The sequence below is a fragment of the Ideonella lacteola genome (assembly GCF_038066555.1).
Classification (GTDB): domain Bacteria; phylum Pseudomonadota; class Gammaproteobacteria; order Burkholderiales; family Burkholderiaceae_C; genus Ideonella; species Ideonella lacteola.
On sequence record NZ_JBBUTG010000016.1, the window covers coordinates 1 to 23,330 of the forward strand.

The 23,330-nt window shown below is 66.4% G+C and carries 26 protein-coding genes and 1 tRNA gene; 11 read left to right on the top strand and 16 right to left on the bottom strand.

The features are described from left to right. The coding region (locus tag AACH06_RS21220) for a carbohydrate-binding protein (protein WP_341427771.1) at positions 1-549 on the bottom strand (549 nt) is incomplete at its 3' end. A 374-nt stretch (positions 550-923) separates the two neighbouring features. On the opposite strand from AACH06_RS21220, the gene AACH06_RS21225 reads away from it, so the two are divergent. Next, positions 924-1,457 carry an SRPBCC family protein gene (locus tag AACH06_RS21225; RefSeq protein ID WP_341427772.1) on the top strand — a complete coding sequence of 178 codons (534 nt, stop codon included), beginning with the start codon at positions 924-926 and terminating at the stop codon, positions 1,455-1,457. A gap of 45 nt (positions 1,458-1,502) precedes the next feature. Here AACH06_RS21225 and AACH06_RS21230 read toward each other — a convergent pair whose 3' ends face one another. Continuing rightward, complete coding sequence (locus AACH06_RS21230) at positions 1,503-2,138, bottom strand: Smr/MutS family protein (RefSeq protein WP_341427774.1); 636 nt, start codon at positions 2,136-2,138, stop codon at positions 1,503-1,505. Positions 2,139-2,282: 144 nt separating this feature from the next. On the opposite strand from AACH06_RS21230, the gene AACH06_RS21235 reads away from it, so the two are divergent. After that, positions 2,283-2,810 carry a hypothetical protein gene (locus AACH06_RS21235; protein ID WP_341427775.1) on the top strand — a complete coding sequence of 176 codons (528 nt, stop codon included), beginning with the start codon at positions 2,283-2,285 and terminating at the stop codon, positions 2,808-2,810. A gap of 63 nt (positions 2,811-2,873) precedes the next feature. Here the strand turns inward: AACH06_RS21235 and radC are convergent, their stop codons facing one another. Then, positions 2,874-3,548: a RadC family protein gene (gene radC, locus AACH06_RS21240; RefSeq protein WP_341427776.1), complete on the bottom strand. Its 675-nt coding sequence runs from the start codon at positions 3,546-3,548 to the stop codon at positions 2,874-2,876. A 145-nt stretch (positions 3,549-3,693) separates the two neighbouring features. Here radC and AACH06_RS21245 point away from each other — a divergent pair, with 145 nt between their 5' ends. From AACH06_RS21245 to AACH06_RS21265, 5 genes are all read left to right on the top strand, one after another. After that, positions 3,694-4,137, top strand: a complete 444-nt coding sequence (locus AACH06_RS21245) for an FKBP-type peptidyl-prolyl cis-trans isomerase (RefSeq protein WP_341427777.1) — start codon at positions 3,694-3,696, stop codon at positions 4,135-4,137. 19 nt (positions 4,138-4,156) lie between these two features. Next, a complete protein-coding gene (gene ispH / locus AACH06_RS21250) occupies positions 4,157-5,128 on the top strand; it encodes a 4-hydroxy-3-methylbut-2-enyl diphosphate reductase (RefSeq protein WP_341427778.1) in 972 nt (323 codons plus the stop codon). Positions 5,129-5,239: 111 nt separating this feature from the next. Beyond that, entirely contained in the window at positions 5,240-6,541 is a 1,302-nt protein-coding gene (serS, locus tag AACH06_RS21255; RefSeq protein ID WP_341427779.1) for a serine--tRNA ligase, read from the top strand. Continuing rightward, on the top strand, positions 6,538-10,845 hold the full coding sequence (locus AACH06_RS21260; RefSeq protein ID WP_341427780.1) for a DEAD/DEAH box helicase: 4,308 nt from the start codon (positions 6,538-6,540) through the stop codon (positions 10,843-10,845). Before serS ends, AACH06_RS21260 begins: the two co-directional genes overlap by 4 nt. A 61-nt stretch (positions 10,846-10,906) precedes the next feature. After that, positions 10,907-10,998: transfer RNA gene (locus AACH06_RS21265), tRNA-Ser, on the top strand. Positions 10,999-11,133: 135 nt separating this feature from the next. Here AACH06_RS21265 and AACH06_RS21270 read toward each other — a convergent pair. After that, complete coding sequence (locus tag AACH06_RS21270; protein ID WP_341427781.1) at positions 11,134-11,403, bottom strand: hypothetical protein; 270 nt, start codon at positions 11,401-11,403, stop codon at positions 11,134-11,136. Between the two features lie 256 nt (positions 11,404-11,659). Here AACH06_RS21270 and AACH06_RS21275 point away from each other — a divergent pair, with 256 nt between their 5' ends. Continuing rightward, entirely contained in the window at positions 11,660-12,061 is a 402-nt protein-coding gene (locus AACH06_RS21275) for a hypothetical protein (protein ID WP_341427782.1), read from the top strand. Between the two features lie 132 nt (positions 12,062-12,193). On the opposite strand, the gene AACH06_RS21280 is transcribed toward AACH06_RS21275, so the two are convergent. The 8 genes from AACH06_RS21280 to nifH form a co-directional block, all read right to left on the bottom strand. Beyond that, positions 12,194-12,868, bottom strand: a complete 675-nt coding sequence (locus AACH06_RS21280; RefSeq protein WP_341427783.1) for a hypothetical protein — start codon at positions 12,866-12,868, stop codon at positions 12,194-12,196. Between the two features lie 78 nt (positions 12,869-12,946). After that, a complete protein-coding gene (locus tag AACH06_RS21285) occupies positions 12,947-13,273 on the bottom strand; it encodes a hypothetical protein (RefSeq protein WP_341427784.1) in 327 nt (108 codons plus the stop codon). A 154-nt stretch (positions 13,274-13,427) separates the two neighbouring features. Then, positions 13,428-13,946 carry a Fe-S protein assembly co-chaperone HscB gene (hscB, locus tag AACH06_RS21290; RefSeq protein WP_341427785.1) on the bottom strand — a complete coding sequence of 173 codons (519 nt, stop codon included), beginning with the start codon at positions 13,944-13,946 and terminating at the stop codon, positions 13,428-13,430. An 11-nt stretch (positions 13,947-13,957) separates the two neighbouring features. Beyond that, on the bottom strand, positions 13,958-14,443 hold the full coding sequence (locus tag AACH06_RS21295) for a hypothetical protein (RefSeq protein WP_341427786.1): 486 nt from the start codon (positions 14,441-14,443) through the stop codon (positions 13,958-13,960). A gap of 46 nt (positions 14,444-14,489) precedes the next feature. Next, on the bottom strand, positions 14,490-14,816 hold the full coding sequence (locus AACH06_RS21300; protein ID WP_341427787.1) for a hypothetical protein: 327 nt from the start codon (positions 14,814-14,816) through the stop codon (positions 14,490-14,492). 61 nt (positions 14,817-14,877) lie between these two features. Then, positions 14,878-16,437: a nitrogenase molybdenum-iron protein subunit beta gene (gene nifK / locus AACH06_RS21305; RefSeq protein ID WP_341427788.1), complete on the bottom strand. Its 1,560-nt coding sequence runs from the start codon at positions 16,435-16,437 to the stop codon at positions 14,878-14,880. Between the two features lie 77 nt (positions 16,438-16,514). Further along, positions 16,515-17,972 (bottom strand): nitrogenase molybdenum-iron protein alpha chain, encoded by a 1,458-nt coding sequence (nifD, locus tag AACH06_RS21310; protein WP_341427789.1) that lies wholly within the window; start codon positions 17,970-17,972, stop codon positions 16,515-16,517. A gap of 81 nt (positions 17,973-18,053) precedes the next feature. Further along, the gene (gene nifH, locus AACH06_RS21315; protein WP_341427790.1) at positions 18,054-18,935 is read right to left on the bottom strand and encodes a nitrogenase iron protein; all 882 of its coding nucleotides are present in this window, start codon (positions 18,933-18,935) and stop codon (positions 18,054-18,056) included. Between the two features lie 355 nt (positions 18,936-19,290). On the opposite strand from nifH, the gene AACH06_RS21320 reads away from it, so the two are divergent. Genes AACH06_RS21320 through AACH06_RS21330 form a run of 3 tightly spaced genes read left to right on the top strand, consistent with a single transcriptional unit; the run spans position 19,291 to position 20,587 of the window. After that, positions 19,291-19,752, top strand: coding sequence for a group II truncated hemoglobin (locus AACH06_RS21320; protein ID WP_341427791.1), 462 nt, complete (start codon positions 19,291-19,293; stop codon positions 19,750-19,752). Further along, the gene (locus AACH06_RS21325) at positions 19,749-20,342 is read left to right on the top strand and encodes a hypothetical protein (RefSeq protein ID WP_341427792.1); all 594 of its coding nucleotides are present in this window, start codon (positions 19,749-19,751) and stop codon (positions 20,340-20,342) included. Before AACH06_RS21320 ends, AACH06_RS21325 begins: the two co-directional genes overlap by 4 nt. A gap of 8 nt (positions 20,343-20,350) precedes the next feature. Then, a complete protein-coding gene (locus tag AACH06_RS21330; RefSeq protein ID WP_341427793.1) occupies positions 20,351-20,587 on the top strand; it encodes an FmdB family zinc ribbon protein in 237 nt (78 codons plus the stop codon). A 25-nt stretch (positions 20,588-20,612) separates the two neighbouring features. On the opposite strand, the gene AACH06_RS21335 is transcribed toward AACH06_RS21330, so the two are convergent. The 4 genes from AACH06_RS21335 to AACH06_RS21350 are packed head-to-tail and all read right to left on the bottom strand — an operon-like array spanning position 20,613 to position 23,327. Continuing rightward, a complete protein-coding gene (locus AACH06_RS21335) occupies positions 20,613-20,969 on the bottom strand; it encodes a ribonuclease HepT family protein (protein WP_341427794.1) in 357 nt (118 codons plus the stop codon). 19 nt (positions 20,970-20,988) lie between these two features. Next, on the bottom strand, positions 20,989-21,294 hold the full coding sequence (locus AACH06_RS21340) for a 2Fe-2S iron-sulfur cluster-binding protein (RefSeq protein WP_341427795.1): 306 nt from the start codon (positions 21,292-21,294) through the stop codon (positions 20,989-20,991). Between the two features lie 29 nt (positions 21,295-21,323). Further along, a complete protein-coding gene (locus AACH06_RS21345) occupies positions 21,324-22,166 on the bottom strand; it encodes an SIR2 family protein (RefSeq protein ID WP_341427796.1) in 843 nt (280 codons plus the stop codon). Positions 22,167-22,178: 12 nt separating this feature from the next. Then, positions 22,179-23,327, bottom strand: coding sequence for a DegT/DnrJ/EryC1/StrS family aminotransferase (locus AACH06_RS21350; protein ID WP_423222068.1), 1,149 nt, complete (start codon positions 23,325-23,327; stop codon positions 22,179-22,181). Positions 23,328-23,330 lie beyond the last annotated feature (3 nt).

The following is a 23,330-nucleotide window of genomic DNA, read 5'->3' on the forward strand; positions in this document are numbered from 1 at the left end:
GGGGGGGGGAGGCGGCGGCGGGTTGTTGCACTTGCCGGTCTTCGTCCACGGCTCACCGCTGCCCTTCGGCCCGTTGTTCGTGGCCGGATCCTTGTTGATCGACTTGGCCATGGCCTTGTAGCCCTGGCCCGCTTCGGTGACCAGGTTGCCCTTGGCGTACTTGACCGCAGAGTTCCACGGGTCGCATTGGCCCGGGGGCGGCGGCGGCGGGGGGGGAGGGGGCGGCGGAGGCGGTGTGCCGCAGGAGCTGATCTGCGTCCAGGGCTGGCCGCTGCCATCCGGGCCATTGTGGGTGGCAGGGTCATCGCCTTGCGTCCACCAATTGGCCATGTAGCTGACGCCGTTGCGGGTGGCAGTCTCGCCCTTCACGTAGGCGACGGCCGCGTCCCACGGCTGGCAGGCTGGTGCCAGGGCGATGATGTCGCCGCTCAAAGAGGAGGCGCTGCTGGTGGCCGGCACCATCACGGCGGTGGCCGCAACGGCTGCCGACAACGCGGCGAGCCAGTCCAGGCGACTGAGGCGCCGTCCGGCGCTCTCGGGGAAGTTCATGGCGAATGCTCCTTGAAGGTGGGCCCAGATCACTAGGGCGCTTCGATCAACGCGAAGTGCAGTCTGCGTCAGGGGCTTCTTGGTGCCACTCAGTTAAAACCAGTATAGAACCAGTTGAGCGCACGCTGAAGTGTAAAGAGGCGTTTCACAGCCCTGATCGGATCTCAACTTTTCACCATTGACCCAGGTGAAAAGGTGGCATGGCGTTCCACTTTCTGCGGTGGATCGGCCATGGCTACTGGATAGATACCACTTAGAGGCCAGCCCCAGGTGACTGGTGTCATGAGGGATGGTTCCAGATGTCTGCCCGGGCCTCTGGCGGCATCATCCGAGGGCGCTCAATCCTGGCGCGCGGGGTAGCTTTGGGGGATGCGATGCTGAAGAAGGTGGGTCTGGCTCTGTTGTTCGCGTTGGCGGCTCTGCTCGTCTTTGCCGCCACGCGGCCCGACACGTTCCGCGTCGAGCGCAGGATGTTGATCCAGGCGCCGCCCGAGCGGGTTTACGGCTTGGTGAACGATTTCCACCAATGGCCGCTGTGGTCACCGTGGGAAAAGCTCGATCCGGCGATGAAGCGCACCCTGGGTGGTCCCACCTCGGGTGTGGGCGCCACGTACGCCTGGCAGGGCAACAAGGACGTGGGCTCGGGCCGGATGGAGATCAAAGCGTCCGAGTCGCCGTCGAAGATCCACATCCAGCTCGACTTCTTCGATCCCTTCGAATCGCACAACCTGACTGATTTCGCATTCACCCCGCAGGGGCCCGCGACCGAAGTGACTTGGGTGATGCACGGCCCGGCCAGCTTCACCACCAAGCTCATGACGGTGTTCACCAGCATGGACAGCATGGTCGGCCCCGACTTCGAACGAGGTTTGGCCAACATGAAGGCGGTGGCGGAAAAGGCCCCCTGAGCCCAGGGCTCGGGCAGCCGTTTCTGCGGGCCGAGCCGGCTGTGGCTACTTCGAGGCCAGCAACACCACCAAGGCCCCCGCACCGCCTTGTGGCCCCGGGGCTTGGGCAAACGCCATCACTTCGCGCCGCTGTGCCAGCCAGCGCTGCACCTTCGACTTGAGCACCGGCGTCTTGCCGGGCGAGCCGTGCCCCTTGCCGTGTACCACCCGCACGCACCGGCGCCCCTGCTGGTGGGCTTGGCGGATGAAACTGGACAGGGCCTCGCGCGCTTCGTCGCGACGCTTGCCATGCAGATCGAGCTGACCCTGGATCGCCCACTGGCCTCGGCGCAGCTTGTTCAGCACGTCCGGCCCCACGTCCGGCCGGCGAAAGCTCAGCCCGTCGTCGGTCAGCAGCAGGGTCTCGACGTCCACTTCATCCGAGAGCGCCTCCCGCAGGGCCGCTTGTTCGTCCAGCTCGCGTTGGCGTGGCTCCGGCGTCGGCAAGGGAGCCGTCCGCTCGGCCCTCCTGGGGGCCTTCATGGGCGTCACCGGCCCCACGGCGTGGGCAAAAGCATGGCGCTCGCGCTCGCGCCGTGCGGCTTCGGCCGCTTCGCGGGCGCGGGCTGCGGCGGCTTCAGCCTGGGCGGCGCGCATCGCATCGCGCAGGGCACCCAGGTCTTTCAGGCTGTTCGACTTCACGATGGGGCCGATTGTCGCGGCATGGCAAGCCGTGCCCGTGCCGCTGCAGGCTGTCGCGCGGCGCTGCAGTGTGTCGCTTTGCGCTCGCCAGGCCGTTGTGCTGTTCCTACGCTTGAGCCATCCGATCCACCGTGAGCCATTCCGATGACGCCTGCTTCAAAGCTGCACCCGTTGACCTCGACGCTGGCTTTCGCCGTCCTCGCCGTCGCCGTGGCCGCCTTGCCGGCCATCTGCCGTGCTGCCGGCGCCGGCATTGAGCTGAACGACAAGTCCACGGCAACCGACGTGGGATTGCCGGCATATCCTGGCGCCAGCCTCCATGTCGACAAGGATGGCGACAAAGGGGCGCTCAACCTCTCCCTGTGGGGCGGCTCGCTGGGCTTCAAGCTGATGCTGGTGAAGTACACCAGCCCCGATCCCGTCGACAAGATCGCCGGCTTCTACCGCGATGCAATGGGCCGTTACGGCACCGTGCTCGATTGCTCAGGCCCCCACGCGACCAGCACAGCGTCGTCCGACAAGAAGGTACTTACCTGCAACAAGGACGACAAGGCCGAGTCGGGCGGCCGGCTGTACAAGGTGGGCACCCCGCAGTTGCAGCGGATTGTCAGCATCAAGCCGGTCGGCGGCCGGATTGAATTCGAGATGCTGAAGATCGAAACCAGCCAATAGGGATCCTCCAAGTCTGCGCATATCGGCCGATCGATCTGGTGATGCTGCGAAGTGACCGCGCTGCTACAGCAGCCCTCTCTCCGCAAAGCTGACCACTTGGCCGGTGCCCACGACGAGGTGGTCGAGCACTTTGACGTCCACCAGCTGCAGCGCGCTCTTGAGGGACTGGGTGAGGAACTCGTCCGCGCGCGAAGGCTCGGCCAGGCCAGAAGGGTGGTTGTGGGCGAGGATCACCGCACCGGCGTTCAAATCGAGCGCGTGGCGCACCACCTCGCGCGGGTAGACGCTGGTCTGCGTCAGCGTGCCGCGGAACAGCTCACGCCACTCGATCAAGCGGTGCTGGCTGTCCAAAAACAGCACCGCGAACACCTCGTGGCCCAGGCCCCCCAGACGCAGCGCGGCGAAGTCTTTCACCTTGGCCGGTGAATCGAACACGGGTGCGTGACGCAGCTGCTGGGCCAGCGCGCGCCGTGCCAGCTCCATCACAGCCGTGAGTTCGGCCCGCTTGGCGGGGCCCAGGCCCTTGACCCGGGTGAATCCGTCGGCCGTGGCGTGCAGCAGGCCTGCCACGCCCTGAAAACCATCGAGCAGCTCTTGGGCCAGGGTCAACACCCCTTTGCCCTTCATGCCGGTGCGCAGCAGCAAAGCCACCAGCTCGGCATCGGCCAGGGCTGCCGGGCCATGCGCCAGCAGCTTTTCGCGCGGCCGCAGGGCGGCCGGCAGGTCCTTGATCGTCATGGAATACCGCTCCCTCCGCGGCCTGGCCGGCACCGGCTTGGGGTGCGGCCTTCTAAAATCGAGGGTCAAAGCCTATCAACCCAGGGCCGCGGTATCGATCCCCCTTCGGCGGGATGCGGCGCGGGCCTAACGGGATACTCCCCGCGTGAAAACCGTCCAATCCGGGTCGTTCCTGACCCTTCACTACCGACTGGCGGGCCCTGATGGGGCCGATGTCGTCAGCACCTACGGGGGGCAACCGGCCACCTTGTCCGTGGGCGCGGGCCAGTTGGCGCCCGCCATCGAGCAAAAGCTGATGGGCCTGGAAGAGGGCACCGAAGCCACTTTCGTGCTCGCGCCCGGCGAGGCCTTTGGGCCCCGCAACGCCGAGATGCTGCAACGGGTCAAGCGCAGCCTGCTGGCACAGCACGGCGATCCCGAAGCCGAGTACCACGTGGGTGATGTGGTCGAGTTCCCCACGCCAGACGGCCAGGGCAAGTTCGCCGGCGTCGTGCGCGAATGCGGCGACGATTGGCTGTTGTTTGATTTCAACCATCCGCTCGCTGGCCAGGCCGTGACCTTCCAGGTGCGCCTGATCGGTGTACTCTGAGCGCGAAAGTCTTCTGACCATGGCCATCCAACCCCACGAAGTCATCCTGGCTGAGCCGCGCGGCTTCTGCGCCGGCGTCGATCGAGCGATCGAGATCGTCGAGCGTGCGCTGACGAAGTTCGGTGCGCCCATCTATGTGCGCCACGAGATCGTTCACAACACCTATGTGGTCAACGACCTGAAGGCCAAGGGCGCCATCTTCATCGAAGACCTGGCCGATGTGCCGGCCGGCGCCACGCTGGTGTTCTCGGCGCATGGCGTGCCCAAGGCCGTGCGCGCCGAAGCGGCCAAGCGCGGTTTCCAGGTCTTCGACGCCACCTGCCCGCTGGTCACCAAGGTGCATGTCGAGGTGGCCAAGCTCGCAAAAGAAGGCTACGAGTTCATCATGATCGGCCACAAGGGGCACCCCGAGGTCGAAGGCACGATGGGCCAGTTGCACGAGGGCATCTACCTCGTCGAAGACGTGGCTGACGTGGCCACCGCGCCGGTCACCCGACCCGACAAGCTCGCGGTGGTCACCCAGACGACGCTCAGCGTCGACGACGCAGCCGAGATCCTGACCGCGGTGAAGGCCCGGTTCCCCCTGGTGCGCGAGCCGAAGAAGCAAGACATCTGCTACGCCACCCAGAACCGGCAGGACGCGGTGAAGTTTATGGCGCCGCAGGTCGATGTGGTGATCGTCGTCGGCAGCCCCACCAGCTCGAACAGCAACCGCCTGCGCGAGCTGGCCGAGCGCCTGGGCACGCCGGCCTACATGGTCGACGCGGCCGAAGACCTGCAAGAGACCTGGCTCGACGAGCGCCCACGCGTGGGTTTGACGGCCGGCGCATCGGCGCCCGAGGTGCTGGTCAACGCGGTGATCGCCCGCTTGAAGTCGCTCGGCGCGTTGTCGGTTCGTACGCTGCCCGGCGTCGAAGAGACCATCCAGTTCCCGCTGCCGATGGGGCTGGGCGACAAGTCGATGGCCGAGTTCTCTTCGTCTCGATCCTGACGGCGCTCGCAACTCCTGCGACAGGCGCCCATGCACCCATGAGGCGCCTTTTCTTTTTTTGTGGCGGTAGGCCTTCCTACAATCCGCCCCAGTTTCGACAAAGAGACCACCATGCTCGACATCACCTTGCTGCGCAAAGACCTCGACGCCGTCGTCAAGCGCCTGGAAACCCGCAAGACTCCGCAGCCCTTCCTCGATGTGGCCGCCTTCACCGCGCTCGAAGCCGAGCGCAAGCGCCTGCAAGTGCGCACCGAAGAGCTGCAAGCCCAGCGCAACAGCGTTTCGAAGCAGATCGGCATCGCCAAAGGCAAGGGCGAAGACGCCTCGGCGTTGATGGCCCAGGTGGCCGGCATCGCCGATGAGCTGAAGACGGGCGCTGAGCGGCTGGATGCGCTGCAGACCGAGATGGCGCATTTGCTGATGAGCATTCCCAACCTGCCGCACGAGAGCGTTCCGGTGGGCGCCGATGAAACCGGCAATGCCGAAATCCGACGCTGGGGCGAGCCCCGCGCATTCGACTTTCCGGTGAAAGACCATGTCGATCTCGGCGCACCGCTCGGCCTCGATTTCGAGACCGGTGCCAAGCTGAGCGGCTCGCGCTTCACCTTCATGCGGGGCCCCGTGGCCCGGCTGCACCGCGCGCTCGCCCAGTTCATGCTGGATGTGCAGACCCAGGAGCATGGCTACACCGAGTGCTACACGCCGTACATCGTCAACCGCGAGATCCTTGAAGGCACTGGCCAGTTGCCCAAGTTCAAAGAAGACATGTTCTGGGTGCTGCGTGGCGGCGACGAAGGCCAGGCCGAGCAGTACCTGATTTCGACCTCGGAAATCTCGCTGACGAACGTCGTGCGGGGCGAGCTGATGCAGGCCGAGCAACTGCCCATCAAGCTCACTGCGCACAGCCCCTGCTTCCGCTCGGAAGCCGGCTCGGCCGGGCGCGACACGCGCGGCATGATCCGCCAGCATCAGTTCGACAAAGTCGAGATGGTGCGCATCGAGCACCCCGAGAACAGCATGGCTGCGCTCGAAGAGATGACAGGCCATGCCGAAGCCATCCTGCAGAAGCTGGGCTTGCCCTACCGCACGATGCTGCTGTGCACCGGTGACATGGGCTTCGGCTCGATCAAGACCTACGACCTGGAGGTGTGGCTGCCCGCGCAGAACACCTACCGCGAGATCAGCTCGTGCTCGAACATGGGCGCCTTCCAGGCCCGCCGCATGGGCGCCCGTTTCAAGACGCAGCAGGGCAAGCCTGAGCTCGTCCACACCTTGAACGGCTCGGGCCTGGCGGTGGGGCGCACGCTGGTGGCCGTGCTGGAGAACTACCAGAACGCCGATGGCTCGATCACCGTGCCCGAGGCGCTGCGGCCTTACTTGGGCGGCCTGACGATGCTGGCGCCGGCCGCGTGAGCGACGAGCAGGGCCTCTTCGGCGAACTGGGGGCTTCGGCCCCTCAGCCTACCGAGCGTGATGTGCTGGTGGCGCTGGCCATCGGCGCTGCACCCAGGCCACGCACCTGGGTGGTGGAGTTCCTCTCTCAGCCCGGTGTGCGCGAGCAGGCCAAGACACGCGCATCGATCGATGAGGTCCGCGCTGCCATCGCCGGCCTTCACCGCCGCGGCCTGATCGTCGAGCACGGCCGCAAGCCAGGCTTCTGGGTGGTGAATGCCGACCACCTTCCCGGCGTGCTGAACGATGTCTTGACGCGCCTGCCGGTCGAAACCTTGCGCCGCGCTCTGGCCGGGGCCGACCGTTACGGCGAACTCTCGTTTGCCGGGCGCCTGAGGCCGGCCCGCGTTCCCACGCTTGAAGCGGCGCTGGCGCTGGTGCGGTTGGAAATGCTGTCGGGGGCGTCGGTCGAGAAGTTGACGGCGCTCGACGACCGCATGCCGTGGGGTGTCGAGGCCGCTTCGCTCAGCTCCGTCGCGTTGAGTGAGTTGAACGACGATTCGATTTTCGTCCGCCTGCATGCCAGTTGGCAGATTCAGTGCCTGCTGGGCATCTGGCGCGCCTGGACCAACAACTGGGTCGATGAGCAGCGCTTGTCCGTGCGCGAGCACACCCTGCGTTGGCTCGCCGCCGAGGGCCTCGATGCCGAGATGACGGCGTCTGTCGAGTGGCTGCGCTGGACATTTGGCGACTACCTGATCTTCAGCGGCGAGACCGACACCCTGGCCGCGTTGATGCCGACGCCGCCCGACGATGCGATGCCCAGCCTCGCCGCGGGCCGGGCCTGCTTCCAAGCGGCCATGCTGGCGCAAGCCGGGCAGTGGGCCGATGCCGAGGCGATGTTCGATGCATCGATTGGCGTGCTGCGCAAGACCAGCCAACGCCGCAACAACCTGCTGTCGTTGGCGGCCGGCCTTTGCTATGTGGTGAGCCTGTTGGGCCAGCGCACGGCGGCGGCCAATGCCAAGGCCCTCAAGTTCTGCTTGGCCGAAGGTGGCAAGCGCGAGCCCGTGCTGGACACGCCGTACGGCTTCGTGGCGCTGGCTTTGCGGATGCACCTGGGCGACGAGCCCCGCTCTCTGGCCCCGTTCCGGCCCGCGCGGGCGGTGCTCCATGGGCACGCTTCTCCGCTGGATCTGTGGCGCTGGCTGATGCGAGCCTGGCTCAAGCAGGGAGCCCAACCCGAACCCTTGTCGGCCGAAGAGGCCCAGGCGGCGGCGATGCTGAAGGCCCAGTTGCTGGAGGCCAAGCTCGACCGCCTGGCCGCCGAGCTGGATGCGGCCATGCAGGTGCTGGCCGGCGAGCGGGCGCCGAGCTGGTTCTTTGTGCCCGGCCCGGAATCGGCCTGGCAGGCGGCGCTGAGCGCGCTTGGCGCGATCGCCAGTGGCGAAGAAGCCGCGTCGGACGGCAAGCCCCGAGACGCTTCGCCCAGCCGAACGGTGTGGCTGGTGGAGGTGAACGACAAGGGGCAGCTGCTCGACATCGTGCCCCACGAGCAAAAGCAGGGCGCGCGCGGCTGGGGCAAGCCGAAGGAGATCCCGCTGTCCCGCCTTCAGCGCAGCGCCAATGCGCTGGCGCCGTATGACGCGGCCATGGCGGCGGCCATCCGGCAAGAAAGCTATGGGCGTGGCTGCCGGCTCGACCTGAGCGCTGCCATTGGTGCCCTGGTGGGGCACCCCGCCGTGGCCTTTGCCGATGCGCCGGAACAGTTGGTCGAGTTGACCGAATCGGGCCCCGAGCTGGATGTGGTGCAAGAAGGCGACATGCTGCGCGTGCGCATGCTGCCGCCGATGAACGTGGGCCACGACGCGGCAGCGCCGCGCTGGGCGGGCAGCGCCGCTGAGCAGAAAGAGCTGGATGCCCTGCGGCAGGTGTGCGTGCTGCGTGAATCGCCGCAGCGAGCGCGCCTGGTTCGCCTGTCGCCCGCGCAAAAGCGCGTGGCGCAGCTGCTGGGCCCCAAAGGGCTGGAGATTCCCCGCGAAGGGGCCGAACAGTTGCAGCAGGTGCTCACCGGTTTGGGTAGCCATTTCCGCATCCATGCCGACGACAGTGCCACGGCGCAGGCCGCGCGCGAGCTGCCCGCCGTGCATCGGCTGCGCGCCGAGCTGATGCCCGTGGGCGACGGCCTGCAACTTCGCCTGGTGGCCGCTCCCTTCGGCGACGACTACCGCGCCGACGGCCCGCGCCTGGTGCCGGGCAGTGGGCGCTCGCGGGTGGTGGCCACGCTGCGCGGCGAGGCCCTGGGCGTGCAGCGCGACCTGGCCCGCGAACGCGCCCATCTGGAGGCGGTGCTCGACGCCTGCCCCATGCTGCCGCCGCCTGAGCCCGGTGCCCCCTGCGAGTGGCAGGTGGACGAGACCGATCTCGCGTTGGCGATGGTCGAGGCCTTGCACCGGCTCGCGGGGGCGGTCTCGCTGGATTGGCCGCAAGGCAAGGCCTTGCGCGTCGACAACGCCGGGCTGGGGCAACTCTCCCTGCAGGTGCACACCCGGCAGGAATGGCTGGCGGTGCAAGGCGAGCTGAAGATCGACGAAGAGCTGGTGCTGGGGCTTCAACAGCTGATCGGCGCCACCGCGGCCAAGAGCCGCTTCATTCCGCTGGGCGAGGGGCGCTATCTGGCGCTCACTCAAGAGTTGCGCGAGCGCCTGCAAGATCTCAACGCCGTGTCAGAGGCTCGCGCCGGCGCCAACCTGGCGGCGCTGCGCATCCCCACCGTGGCGGCGCCGTGGTTGCAACAGGCGCTGGAAGGTGCGCGTGTCGAATTCGATGCCGAGTTTGCCTTGCGTCTGCAGCGGTTGGATGAGGCCCGCCGCCTGTTGCCCCAGTTGCCATCCAACCTGCAGGCCAGCCTGCGCCCGTACCAGGAAGAAGGCTTCGAGTGGGCGATGCGCCTGTCGCATGCGGGCCTGGGGGCTTGCCTGGCCGACGACATGGGTCTGGGCAAGACGCTTCAGGCGCTGGCCGTGCTGTTGGCCCGCGCGGGGCAGGGGCCTGCCCTGGTGGTGGCGCCCACGTCCTTGGTGGGCAACTGGCGCGCCGAAGCGCGGCGCTTCGCCCCTTCGCTGCAGGTGCAGGTCTACGCCGAGGGCGGCCCGCCCGGCGAGCGCGAGAAGCTGATCGCCGCCGCCAAGCCAGGCAGTGTGCTGCTGGTGTCTTACCCGCTGCTGCAAATCGATGACGAGGCCTTCGCCCGTGTCGAATGGGGCACGTTGGTGATGGACGAAGCCCAGGCCATCAAGAACGCTGCCGCCAAGCGCAGCCAGGCAGTCTTTGCGCTGAAGGCGGGCTTTCGGCTGGCGCTCTCGGGGACACCGGTGGAAAACCGCCTTGGCGAGCTCTGGTCGATCATGCGAGCGTGCAACCCCGGCCTGCTCGGCAGCGCGACCCGCTTTGCCGAACGCTTCGCCGGCCCCATCGAGCGTCAGCGCGACAAGCATGCGCAAAAGCAGTTGCGCCGCCTGATCGCCCCATTCGTCTTGCGGCGCACCAAGGCCCAGGTGCTGGACGACCTGCCGCCGCGCACCGAGCTGGTGTTGCGCGTGCAGGCCGACGATGCCGAAGCCGCCCACTACGAAGCGCTGCGCCGCGATGCCCTCATCGCCGCCGAGCGCAGCCTCGAAGGCGATGCCCCTGGCCAGGCCCACCTCAACGTGCTGGCCGGCCTCACCCGCCTGCGCCGCGCCGCGTGCGACCCTCGCCTCGTCAGCCCGCACCTCAGCGCCAAAGGCGCCAAGGTGCAGGCCTTTGCCGAGCTGGCGGCCGAGCTGGTGGCCAACGGGCACAAGGCCCTGGTCTTCAGCCAGTTTGTCGACTTCCTGTCGCTGCTGCGCGAGCCGCTGGACGAAGCCGGCATCGTCTATCAATACCTCGATGGCTCCACGCCAGCCGCCGAGCGCATGAAGCGGGTGGATGCCTTCCAGGCCGGCGAGGGCGACCTATTCCTCATCAGCCTCAAGGCCGGCGGCTTCGGGCTGAACCTCACGGTGGCCGACTACGTCGTCATCGCCGACCCGTGGTGGAACCCGGCCGCCGAAGACCAGGCCAGCGGCCGCGCCCACCGCATCGGACAGCAGCGGCCCGTCACCGTCTACCGCCTCGTCAACCAGGGCACGCTGGAAGAGAAGATCCTCACCCTGCACCGCGACAAGCGCGAGCTGGCCGACCTGCTGCTCGAAGGCACCGACGGATCAGCCCGCATGCCCCCCGCAGCCGAACTGATGGCCCTGATGCGAGCTGACGATGAGACCGCTGGCCTGTACGAATAGAGAGGCCAAAACTTCAGCTAGAATGCGCGGCTTCACCCAATGACCACGGGTGCCGAGATCAGGAAAGGTGGCAGAGTGGTCGAATGCACCGGATTCGAAATCCGGCATACGGGTCCTCCCGTATCGGGGGTTCGAATCCCCCCCTTTCCGCCAAAGCAGTAGCAAAAACGGGCCTTCGGGCCCGTTTTTGTTTTTCGTTGCCGGTCCACCCGTCTTTCCGCTGTTCGGCGACCTGTGCTGCCGTGTCGACGAGACCCGGCCTAGTGCTGGTGAAGACAGGCCAGACCTTCAGCTCACGAACGCCACCCCCAATGCGAGGATCAAGCTGAACGGCGCCACGAACAGCAGCGACATCTCCAGCTTGCGCGCCATCGATCGGGGCCGTGCCTGACACAGGAATCCAGCGACGTTCAGCAGGGTTCCGATGGTGAGAGCGCCGCCGACGATGGCCAGCATGAGCACGGCGTCGCCGATGCCGGTGCCCATGCAGCTCATGGTGGAGCACGCCGGCCTGGCGGGGCGCGAGTTTTCCTGGATGATCCAGACAATGGCGGGCAAGAGCGCTGCATAAGATAGTACGCGCAGCAGCAACGAAACGCGGGCCCTGATCATCTGAGGGGTTTTCTCCCACAGGGGCTTGCAAGTGTGCTCTGGAATCGATGTGACGAGGCGGATCGTCGGCAAATTCCCGGGTTTCTCCGGAGATGTTAATCCATGCTCATAACTCGGCATTTGGTTGCCACGCGCCGTGGCTGACATACTCGGTGGTCGACGCCAAAAGCGGTACGACACGACGTCAACCAGGAGGCTTTCCGTGAGATTCCGTTCTGCTGCTCTCGCGATCACATCACTGATCGCGGCCACTGCTGTACATGCCGGTATCGTGGGTTCTCCCAATCCGGTCAGTTTTTCCGGCCAAGGCGGCCGGGTGTACCTCAAGACGATCACGATCACCAACCAGGGGCCGGGCTTCGCCTCCAACCTGAGCGCCAGCCTGAACCTGACGGGTGGCTCGGTGGGTGAAGTGAACATTGGTTTCGACACCTGCACCGGCGCCACGCTGGCGGTGGGCGGTACCTGCAGCGTGCGTCTGGTGTTCGACTCGGGCTGCCCGTATGCCGGCTGGGTCAACTACAACCTGGTCATCACCTCGTCGTCGCAGCCCACGCTGAGCATCCCCGTCTCGGCCACCACCAAGGCTGGCATCTGCGTGTGATGCTGAAGACGCGCCGGCGGTTCAGTCTGTCGGCGAGATGAGTGCGGCCGAGGCCGTTGCCCTGGGCAATGGCCTCTTTCTTTGGTGGCAGCGGCTCGCGTTCTTCTTCTTCTTCTTCTGGCCTGGTGAAGCCTACTTGCGGCGTGGTGCCGGGCAAGGCTTCTTGGGCTGCCAGTTCCATTCGCCGTCTTTCTTGACCAGCTTGGCTCGCCAGGTGATTTCAAGGTTCATGGTGCAAGTCGCCTGGGCGATGAGTTCGCCGGTGGCTGTCCAGGTGGGTTCGCTCAGGTAGGCATGGGCGGTGAGGTTGGGCCCTTGGCCAACGATGAAGTTGTAGCCCGACCAGGATTGGCGACCATCTGTCGCATAGATCGCCCACGTGTTGCCGTCCATCCCATTGGGTTGTTCAGAGACGAGGTAAGCCCGCTTGTCCTGCGAAAACAGCACCGTCTCGCCGCCCGGGGTGATCTTGCCCGTGGCTTCGTTCACCAGCGTTCCGGTGGACAGGGTCTGATCGAGCTTCATCAGCAGGATCCATCCCTCCTTCCGATCGCAGAAGTAGTAGTGCACGCCGCCGAACGGCTCGTCGTGCGGTGGTTCATCCACGAAGTCCTGCGTGCCGCTCGCGGACCGCACGCGCAGGCGATGCTCCGACACCCGCGTGACCACGCCCGGCGCCAGCCCGGCGATCAACCCCTTCTCGACGTTGTCGCCGCGGGGGTCTTTGCAATCCATGCGGAATGATTGAGCGCTGGCCTCGCCGACGAGCAGCGCGAAGAGGCAAAGGAAGAAGAATCGAGAACTCATGCCATTGCCGCCGATGAGCGCGGCCTCCTGGTGCAATTTTCGTTCGTCGTTCGTCGTTCGTCGTTCGTCGTTCGTCGTTCATCGGCTTCGAGGCAGGGGGCTGGGGCTGGGGCTAGGGCTGGAGCGAAGGTGCGGCGCCTCTCGACCGCCGCGAGGGGCTCGCCTCAACACCGGTTCGGGCCAGCGCAGGTGGCGCCACGCGGTGGCCATCTGCTGTGGGCTCAGGGTTTCGTCGTCGCTGCCGGGGTCGCGTTCCCAAAAGGCGCAGCCGTACTCCGGCGTGGCGCACAGGCGCGCGGCGCGGGGCTTGGCGCACTGCGCGCACGTGCCCTGGCCGGCCATGCCGTCGTACCAGGTGCAGTGCCAGCATGGGTGCGCCTCGCCCGTGTAGGGGTTGAAGCCCATGGTGTCGTTCGGCCTCTGATGGGCCTGTATCCCGTCCAGTGGCTGATTCTGGGCAAGGGCCAGGCCGCTGCCAAGCGCGTGTCCATAGCTGGCAAGAAGCCCAACTGGGCCGGTATGGCAATCGGTGCGGGCCGCCGAAGCGCCGGTGGGCGGCTCAATTCACCAGCGCATCCAGCCGCCGGTCAATGTCTTCAGCGAAGCGGGTGATGAACATCAGTGCCCGCACCTGGGCGGCGGCGCCGGGCCAATCGTGTTCGTTGTCGATTTGTGCCGCCAGTCGGGCGAACAGGCTGATGCGCTGCAGCGCCATCTCGTCAGCCAGCGCCTCGACGGCCTCGGCGGTTTCCGCGCTCTCCAGCGCCTCGCGCCAGCTCAGTTGCTGCATCAGGAAGGCTGCCGGCATCGCGGTGTGGGTGTCGGCTTGAACGGGCTGGCCGTGCAACTCGCACAGGTAAGCGGCGCGGCTCAGCGGGTCTTTCAGGCGTTGGTAAGCCTCGTTCACGCGCAGGGCCCACTGCATCGCCACCCGCTGCGTGCTTGCGCCTTCGGCGGCGAAACGATCGGGGTGCACCTGGGCCTGAAGGGCCTTCCAGCGGCTGTCCAGCGTGGCCGCGTCCTGGGCATGGCGCACGGGCAGGCCCAGCAGCTCGAAGTCGTTCGCGTCAAGGCGCATCGAGAGGTCCCTCAGTGGTCGTCGGCGAGGGCTTCGACGGCGATCAGCTGCTCGCGCAGCGCCCAGCGGGCGCGCCAGCCACCGGGCCGGTCGTACAGCGCATCCGGCGCATCGGCGGCGGCCAGCGCGTGGGGTTCGTTCTCGTAGAAGCGCCAGTCTCCCCCGCGGGCCTTCAACGCGGCGCGGCAGGCGTCGATCAAGTGAATGGGGGTGGCCGCGTAGAGGCCGGGCTCGGCCAGGTAGTCGGCCCGGAACAGCGGTGTGTCCCAGCCGAGCGAGACGCCCAGTTCGGCGATGGCCGGCCAGCGCTCAGCCACCCCAGGGCTGTCCGGCTGCTCGTCGAACAGGTCCAGCAGCTCGCGAGCGCTCGCACGGTCCCAGATCTCGTGGGCGGCCCGGCTGTCGGTGGCGGCCACCTTGCGCAGCAGGTCGTCTTCGCCGTAGGCGAACCAGGCACGCGGCTCGCCCCGCGGTGGCACTTCGACGATGTAGATCATGGGGGTGCCCCGTGGCGTTGCGTGTGCCCTTCCATCGCGGGCCGCATCACTCGGCGCCTTCGGCCAACGCCTTCTGCCAGACGGTTCGCCGCAGCCGCTCGCGCACGGCGTGCGGGCTGCCGTCGAAGGCATCGTGAAGGCGCCGCAGCGCCGCCTGCGCGACCGAGGCCTGCGGCATGGTCAATGGCACCCGCCCCGCCACGTGGGTGGCTCCGGGCACCGCCCGCAGGATGGCCTGGCGGTTCGGGTGCTCGTCGATCACCACCAATTCGTCGGACTCCGGCTGCCCCCCGATGCAGACGAACCGGCCGATCACCTCGACCAACCGGCCGTCGGCCAGTTGCTTCACGAAGACCGGTGGGTGTTCACTCATCGCAGGGCTCCCGTGGTTGCGATCTCGCTTGGCGTCTGCTCGGTGGGCGCGGGGCAGGGGCCTAGCGGATGATGTCGTACGAGTAGTCGGTCTTGGCGGGCACGATGGTGTTCGCGTCCAGGGTCTCGAAGAACTCGTCCAGCAGCATCACCAGCGTGCGCATCGCGCCCTCGTAGCCCCAGATGGGGTAGCGGTGGTAGTGGTGCCGGTCGAAGATCGGGAACACCATGCGGATCAGCGGTGTGCCGGTGTCCCGCTCGAGGTATTTGCCGTAGGTGTTGCCGATCAGGAAGTCGACCGGCTCGGTGTGCAGCAGCGAGCGCATGTGCCACAGGTCGCGCTTGGGGTGCACCTGGCAGCCCTGGCCGTACGGCGAGGCATCGAACAGCGCACGCACCTTGGTGGCCCAGTCTTCCCCGCCGTTCGTGGCCAGCACGTGGGCGGGCTCGGCACCCAGCTCGAGCAGGAACTGGGTCAGACCCAGCATCATGTCCGGGTCACCGTACATCGCGTAGCGCTTGCCATGCAGGTGGGCCTGGCTGTCGGCCATGGCATCCACCAGTTGGCCGCGTTCTTTCTCCAATTGCGCGGGCACCGGCTTGCCCGACAGGCGCGACAGCGCCATCACGAAGGCATCGGTACCCGACACCCCGATCGGGCTGTTGAGCACCACCACCTCCTGGCCCTTGTCGCGCAGGTACTTGATGGTCTTCTCGCAGCAGTACTCCTGGAACACGATGGTGGCCTTGGCGTGCAGCGCCCGCTCCACCTCCTCCTTCGTCGTGCCGCCTTCGTACATGCGGAATTCACCATCAGTCGGCGTGTTCCACACCTCCGACGGATCGCACAGTACGGTGTAGTCGATGCAGAAGAGATCGAAGATGCGGCGGATCTCCTTCATGTTGCCGACGACGAAGCCGTCGAAGCCGCCGATGAAGTTGATGCTGTCGTTGGGGCGGCGCTCCAGCGCCGGCACCGTGCCGGCCTTGCCGTCCCAGAAGTGCTGCAGCACCCCCAGCAGCGCGTTGTCGTAGCCGGTGACATGGCTGCCGACGAAGGCCGGAGTGTGGGCGAACGGCACGTCGAACTCCGTCGGCACGCTGCCCTTTTCCTTGGCGGACTTGATGAACGCGTTCAGGTCGTCACCGATCACCTCGGCCATGCAGGTGGTGGACACCGCGATCATCTCGGGCTTGTAGAGGTTGTAGGTGTTGGCCAGGCCGTCGATCATGTTGTTCAGCCCACCGAACACCGCGGCGTCTTCGGTCATCGACGAGCTCACGCACGAGGTCGGCTCTTTGAAGTGGCGCGAAAAGTGCGACCGGTAATAGGCCACGCAGCCCTGGCTGCCGTGCACGAAGCTCATCGTCTTGGCGAAGCCGTTGGCCACGAACACCGCACCCAGCGGCTGGCAGGCCTTGGCCGGGTTCACGGTGAGCGCTTCGCGGGCGAAGTTCTTCTCCTTGTATTCCTTCGACTTCGTCCAGTCGCGGATCTCGGCGACTTGGGCGTCCGGGTGGTTGAACTCGAATTCTCTCTTCTTGTTCGCGAACAGCTGCTGGTATTCGGGCTCGCGGAAGAGCAGCTCGTGGTCGATGACCTTGTCGGCGTTCTGAGGCATGTCGTTCTCCTGCAGGATGGGGGGCAGAGTGCGGCCGGTCGACGCCGGCCGCCGTCAGGCATGAAGGGCGAGGCGCGTCAGCGCTTCCAGGGCGCCTTGGCCAGGCCCCACACGGGGCTGGAGATCGCCATGTCCATGTCGCGCGCGAAGATCGCGAAACCGTCGTAGCCGTGGTACGGGCCGGAGTAGTCCCAGCTGTGCATCTGCCGGAATGGCACGCCCATCTTCTGGAACACGTACTTTTCCTTGATGCCCGAGCCCACGAGGTCGGGCTGCACCTTCTCCACGAACTTCTCGAATTCGTAGCCGGTCACGTCGTCGTAGATCAGCGTGCCGTCCTTGATGTGGTGAGTGGTCCGCTGGTAGTCGTCGTTGTGGCCGAATTCGTAGCCGGTGCCCACCACTTCCATGCCCAGGTCTTCATAGGCGCCGATCACGTGCCGCGGCCGCAGGCCGCCCACGAACAGCATCACCTTCTTGCCCTGCAGCCGGGGCTTGTACTTGTCGATCACCGCCTGCATCAGCGGCTTGTACTTGGCAATCACCGCCTCGGCTTTGGCCTTGATCGTGTCGTCGAAATGGCTGGCGATCTCGCGCAGGCTCTTCTCGATCATCGTCGGGCCGAAGAAGTTGTACTCCACCCACGGGATGCCGTACTTCTCTTCCATGTGCCGGCTGATGTAGTTCATCGAGCGGTAGCAGTGCAGCACATTGAGCTTGGCCTTGGGCGTGTTCTCCAGCTCGGCGATGGTGCCGTCGCCCGACCATTGCGCGATCACCCGCAGGCCCATCTCTTCGAGCAGGATGCGGCTCGACCACGCATCGCCGCCGATGTTGTAGTCGCCGATGATCGCCACGTCGTACGGCGTCGAGACGAAGTCCGGCCGCTTGTTCGGGTCGACCTTCTCAAAGACCCAGTCGCGGATCGAATCGTTGGCGATGTGGTGGCCCAACGATTGGCTCACCCCGCGGAAGCCCTCGCAGCGCACCGGCACGATGGTGTGGCCGCTGTACTCCTTGGCCTTCTTCTTCGACACCGCTTCGATGTCGTCGCCGATCAGGCCGATCGGGCACTCGCTCTGGATCGAGATGCCTTTGTTCAGCGGGAACAGTTCCTGGATCTCGTCGATGATCTTGTCGAGCTTCTTGTCACCACCGAAGACGATGTCCTTTTCCTGGAAATCGCTGGTGAACTGCATCGTCACGAAGGTGTCGATCCCGGTCGTGCCGATGTAGTAGTTGCGACGCGCGGCCCACGAGTACTGGCCGCAGCCGACCGGGCCGTGCGAGATGTGGATCATGTCCTTGATCGGGCCCCACACCACGCCCTTCGATCCGGCATAGGCGCAGCCGCGGATCGTCATCACGCCCGGCAGCGACTTGATGTTGGACTTCACGCCGCAATCGGGCTTGCCTTCGTCGAAGGTACCCAGGTGCTTGGCCCGGCGCTTGGCCATCTTCTCCGGGTAGGCCTTCAGGACTTCGTCGATCAAGGCCTTGTTCGCGGCCTTGCGCTCTTCAACGGTGATGCTCATCGTGGTTGCTCCGAAATGCGGTCGAGAAGGGTGGCGGCCCCGCAGGGCGCGCCACCTTGGGGGCGTTGGTGAGCGCGCGACTCAGGCCGCCAGCTCGGCAGCTGTCTTGCCGACCTGGGTCTCGTCGATGGCCTTCATGATCCCGTGCTCCATCAGCAGGTCTTCCAGCTCATCCATCGTGATGGGCGTGGGGATCACGCCTTGGCCGGCGTTGCCGTGCACTTTCTTGGCCAGCGTGCGGTACTCGGCGGCCTGTGCCGACTCGGGCGCGTACTCGATCACCGTCATGCGGCGCAGCTCGGCGTGCTGAACGATGTTGTCGCGCGGCACGAAATGGATGAGCTTGGTGCCCAGCTTCTTGGCCAGGGAATCGGCCAGCTCAAGCTCCTTGTCGGTCTGGCGCTCGTTGCACACCAGGCCACCCAGGCGCACGCCGCCGGAGTTGGCGTACTTCAAGATGCCTTTGGAGATGTTGTTGGCCGCGTACATGGCCATCATCTCGCCGGACATCACGATGTAGATCTCCTGCGCCTTGTTCTCGCGAATCGGCATCGCGAAGCCGCCGCAGACCACGTCGCCCAGCACGTCGTAAGAGACGTAGTCCACGCCCTCGTAGGCGCCGTTCTCTTCCAGGAAATTGATCGAGGTGATCACGCCGCGGCCTGCGCAGCCCACGCCCGGCTCGGGGCCACCGGATTCCACGCAGCGGATGTCGCGGTAGCCGATCTTCATCACGTCTTCGATTTCGAGATCCTCCACCGAGCCGGCTTCGGCGGCGAGCGAGAGGATGGTGTCCTGCGCCTTGGCGTGCAGGATCAGCCGGGTCGAGTCGGCCTTGGGGTCGCACCCCACGATGAGGATCCTCTGACCCATCTCCGCCAGCGCGGCGAGGGTGTTCTGAGAGGTGGTGGACTTGCCGATGCCACCTTTGCCGTAGAAGGCGATTTGCCGAAGTGCAGACATTCGTAACTCCGATCTTGAAGGGTTCGATGCGAGGTTGAGATGACGTTGAACGGTCGTCGCGATCTCGATGCAGCCTTGGCGCCTCTGTCGGTCTTCTTCTCAAGCCGTCCGGGCAGACATGGGTCCGCGCAGCCTGTCTATCGCAACCTGCGTGCCATGTGCCTTCGAAGCCGCAAGTGCTTGTTTTCACTAGGGAAATCGTCGTGAGCGGTCTGCGCAGACGCGTCGTGTCGATTGTTCGGAATGCGACAAACCACGGTGCCGAGGGCCTTGTGCGTCATGCCATCAATTGGCCTTCCACCGGGCGTGGAATCGACGGGCGATCGGCTGGTACAGCCATTGCAGTAGAGGGCTCATGCTCCCCATCCACACCGCCAGCACCGTGCGCCTTCAGGCCCACGCATCGCGCCACACTCACTACGAACGCATCGGTGGGCGTGAGGCCATCGTGCGGCTGGTCGAGGCCTTCTATCTCGCGATGGAGACCGAGCCCGCCGCTGCCGCCATCCGCGCGATGCATGAGCGCGACCTCACCCACACGAAGGCCGTGCTGGTCACGTATTTGTGCGAGTGGATGGGCGGCGCCAAAGGCTACACGGCCGAGCGCGGGCCACCGCGTCTGCGCATGCGGCACCAGCCCTTCGCCATCGACGACGCTGCCCGCGATGCGTGGATGGCTTGCATGCGCTCGGCCCTGGCCCAGGTGTGCCCCGATGCCGATCTGAAACGTGAACTGGAAGCAGCCTTCTTCAAGGTGGCCGACTTCCTGCGCAACCAGCCCTCCCCACCTTCTCCACCCACGAAAGCTGAACGATGACCACCTCGATCCATGACACGGCGCTCGGCCGCCTCGAAGCCGAAGGGCGCCTGCTCAACAGCGTTCTCAAAGGCGCGACCAAGAAGCCAGGCCGCGTCGGCTTTCGTGGCGACATCGCGTTGAAGTTCGCCGCGAAGATGGCCGATGAAGCCCGGCCGCCGGAGATCAGCAGCGACCAAGTGATCGCCGCCGCACACGCCGGTGACGGTCACATCGCCTTCTTCGCGGGCTTTCTCCTCAGCTTCGAGTACCTGGCCCTGCTGGCTGACGTGCTGGGCGATGGCCTGTCTCCTCAGGGGCGCTACTTCGTCTATTGCGACAACATCGATCTGTCGACCCGTTACCACGTCGACTACGGCGGCGCGACCTTCCACGTGTTGCCGATCGACGAAGCCACGGTCTACAACGAGATCCTGGAGCTGCTCTACCTGGAGAAGAATGAGCTGAAGCGCCTGGACACGGCAGGCAAGGTGGATGCCATCGTCGACAAGGCGATGGGCTTCGCGCAGAGCTTCCCGAAGATCAGCTACGAAGAAGGCCTGAAGCGGATGGGCCCGGTGCGCGACCTGTATGCCAACCGGCCGGTGTGAGGTGCCCCATGCCGCTGTATGACTTTCATTGCCGCGCCTGCCAGGCTGGTTTCGAGCTGCTGGTGCGCGGCGGTGCGGCGCCGCAGTGCCCGGCTTGCGGCTCGACCGATCTGGAGCGCGCCATCTCGCGCATCGCACCGGCTGGCAAGACGGCGGCTCTGGTGGCCTCGGGCCGGCGGCAAGCGGCGCGAGAAGGCCACTTCAGCCACTACAGCGCGAGCGAACGCGCCAAAGTGCCGCGCTGAACTCCAGCGATGGGGTGGTGGCCCGTCAGTAGCCGGTTTCGAACCAGACGGGCTGGCGCCGCCGCAGATCGGCCAGCAGGCTCATCGTCTGCGGTACCAGCCCGTTGATCGCGTACCAGATCTCTTCGCGCCGCGGCTGGATGCCGTGGCGCAGTTTCTCGTGCAGCACCGCCCAGCCGTTCCAGTCCACCTGAAGCAGGCGCTGCTGCAGCGCGGGCGTCACGTTGCCCAAGGTGTGCGCCATGATCAGCAGCTCGGCTTCGACGGCGCGCAAGGTCAGCGTGCTCGCGAAGAGCTCGTCCTCGTCCTGCATCGCCTCGGTGAGCAAGCCGATGGAGCGGCCGGTGTCCATCACGATGTCGTAGAGCGAGCGGTGGTACATGGTGTGGCGCTGGTGCCTTTCAGCCTGACAAGGCGCCGAGCAGTTCGACCGTGACGGGCTCGGTGCCCAGCAGTGTGGCCTGGCAGGCCAGGCGCGATTTGCTGCCCACGCCGACGATGGTGTCGAGCTTGGCGTTCTCTGCGGGCGTCATCTTCGAGACACCCTTGCGACCAGCGGTGATGAACACGTGGCACGCGCCGCAGCTGGCCTGGCCTCCGCATTTGGACAACAGCTTCTCGCCAGCGTTGATGATCGCCTGCATCAGCGACGTGCCGTTCTCGGCCTCGATGGTGGTGCCACTGGGCAGGATGGTGAGGGTGGCCATGGGGCTTCTCCGTGGAGTGGGGGTGGTGGTCAGGTGGTGAGCGCGGCGCCCTGGGTGAGTTGCCTCGCCACGTCGATCAACGGCAGCGCGATGCGGGTGATCCCTTGCTCGGCGAGGAAGCGCGCTTCCATGCGGGTGGGCTCTTCGGGCAGCACCGCGAAATGCGGCCCTTTCGAGCGCTTGAGGATCTGGCGCGCGAAGGCGCGGGGGAGTTGATCGTTGAAACGGCAGCCAAGGAACACGAAGCCCAGCGCCGAGCGGCGTTGCTGCACCAGCGCCGGGATGGGCGTCTGGATGTCGATCTCGGTGAGCACCTCGACGAAGTCGCTGTCGGAGACGAGGTAGTTGTGCGCGGGCAGCCGGGCGCCCCAGGGCTTGTAGAGCACGGTGGGGGCGCCGATCGGATCGGGCCGGGCCTCGCCACCGGCGGCATACCAGCCCACCCAGGTGCCGAAGTGCTCGGATTGCGACAGACCCTGCACCTCGGCCCAGTCGCTACGGGCGGCCAGGGCCAGGCGCATCGTGCCGTCGTACCAACTGTCGACGATCAGCGGTGCGGGCAAGGCGGCCAGCCAGCGGTGCAATGCCGAGGGCTCGGGCGTGGCCGCGTAGGCCTCGTCCATCGCCGCCACCAGCGTCTTGCGGTGCTTGAAGTTCTCGATGAACTGGGCCGCGGCCGTCAGCCGGTTGCGGATCTTGCCGGGCACCGACACCCGGGCGGTCAGCACCGCGGCCAGGTCAGCGGGCGTCGCTGGGACCGAAGGCCCGCTGCACAGCCCGAGCATGGCCGGGCCCAGGTACGGGGCGAGTGTGCCGGCGGCCAGTCCATCGGCCACGGCGGCGGGCAGCTCTGACACGGTGAGGTGGTCCATCAACGGGCTCCTTCAGTAGATGGCGGCGCCTGCACCCACGTTGACCGAGCTGTCCTTCATCGTCTTGACGATGAACTTCACATGGTCAGGGGCGAGGCGGGTGTGCAGCGGCAGTGCGATGGCGCGGTCGGCGATGCGTTCGACGAGCGGGAACTGGCCGCGGTGCCAGCCTTGCTGCAGATAGTGGAACTGCTGGTGCAGTGGTTGGCAGTAGAGCGCGGCTTCGATGAACTCGGCCGCCATGTCCTCGATGATCTGTTCGCAGGCGCTGGCGGTGAACCGCTTGCCCAGGTGCACCAGGTAGACCATCCAGTGCACCTCGTCGACATCCGGTGCGATGTAGGGCGGCTTGATGCCCTCGAAGCTCTGCATCTGCCGATGGTAGTGCTGCTCGACGGCCCGCCGGGCGGCGAGGATGTGGTCGATGCGCGCCAATTGCCCCGCGCCGAGTGCTGCGCTCAGCTCACTCATGCCGGCCTGCAGCGGCACGCGGGAGCCCACCGACACCGAGCGTCGGTCGCGCACCGAGCGGGCGCGCAGATAGCGCAGCTCGGTGGCCAGGTTGTCGTCGTCGGTCACCAGCATGCCGCCCTCGCCACAGCACAGGGCCGAAGGCTGAGAGAAATCGAACACAGCGATGTCACCGAAGCTGCCCACCAGTTGGCCACCCAGCCGCGAGCCGAGCGCTTCGGTCGAGTCTTCGATCAGCGCGAGCCCGTGGCGCACCGCCAGCTCGCGCCAGGCGGGCCACGCGGCCGGATGGCCGTTCACATTGCCGGCCAGGATGGCGCGGGTGCGTGGGGTGATCTGCGGCTCGGCACGTGCGGGGTCGAGACAACCCGACCAGTAGTTGATGTCGGCGAACACCACCCGGGCACCCGCCAGCGTGACGGCATGGGCCACCTGGTGCCATCCATAGGGCGACGCGATCACCTCGTCGCCGGGGCCGATGCCCAGGGCCCGCAAGGCGAGCCAGGCGCCCAACGTGCCCGAAGACACGGCCACCGCATGCCGCCGGCCCAGCCACTGCGCGAACTGGCGCTCGAAGTGCTCGATCATCGGCCCCGCGCTGAGCCGGGGCTGGCCGAGTGCCGCTTGCACCAACGTCTGCTCGACCTCTCCGACATCCGGCTCGGACAGCAGCAGCCAGTCGTCGGGCAGGGC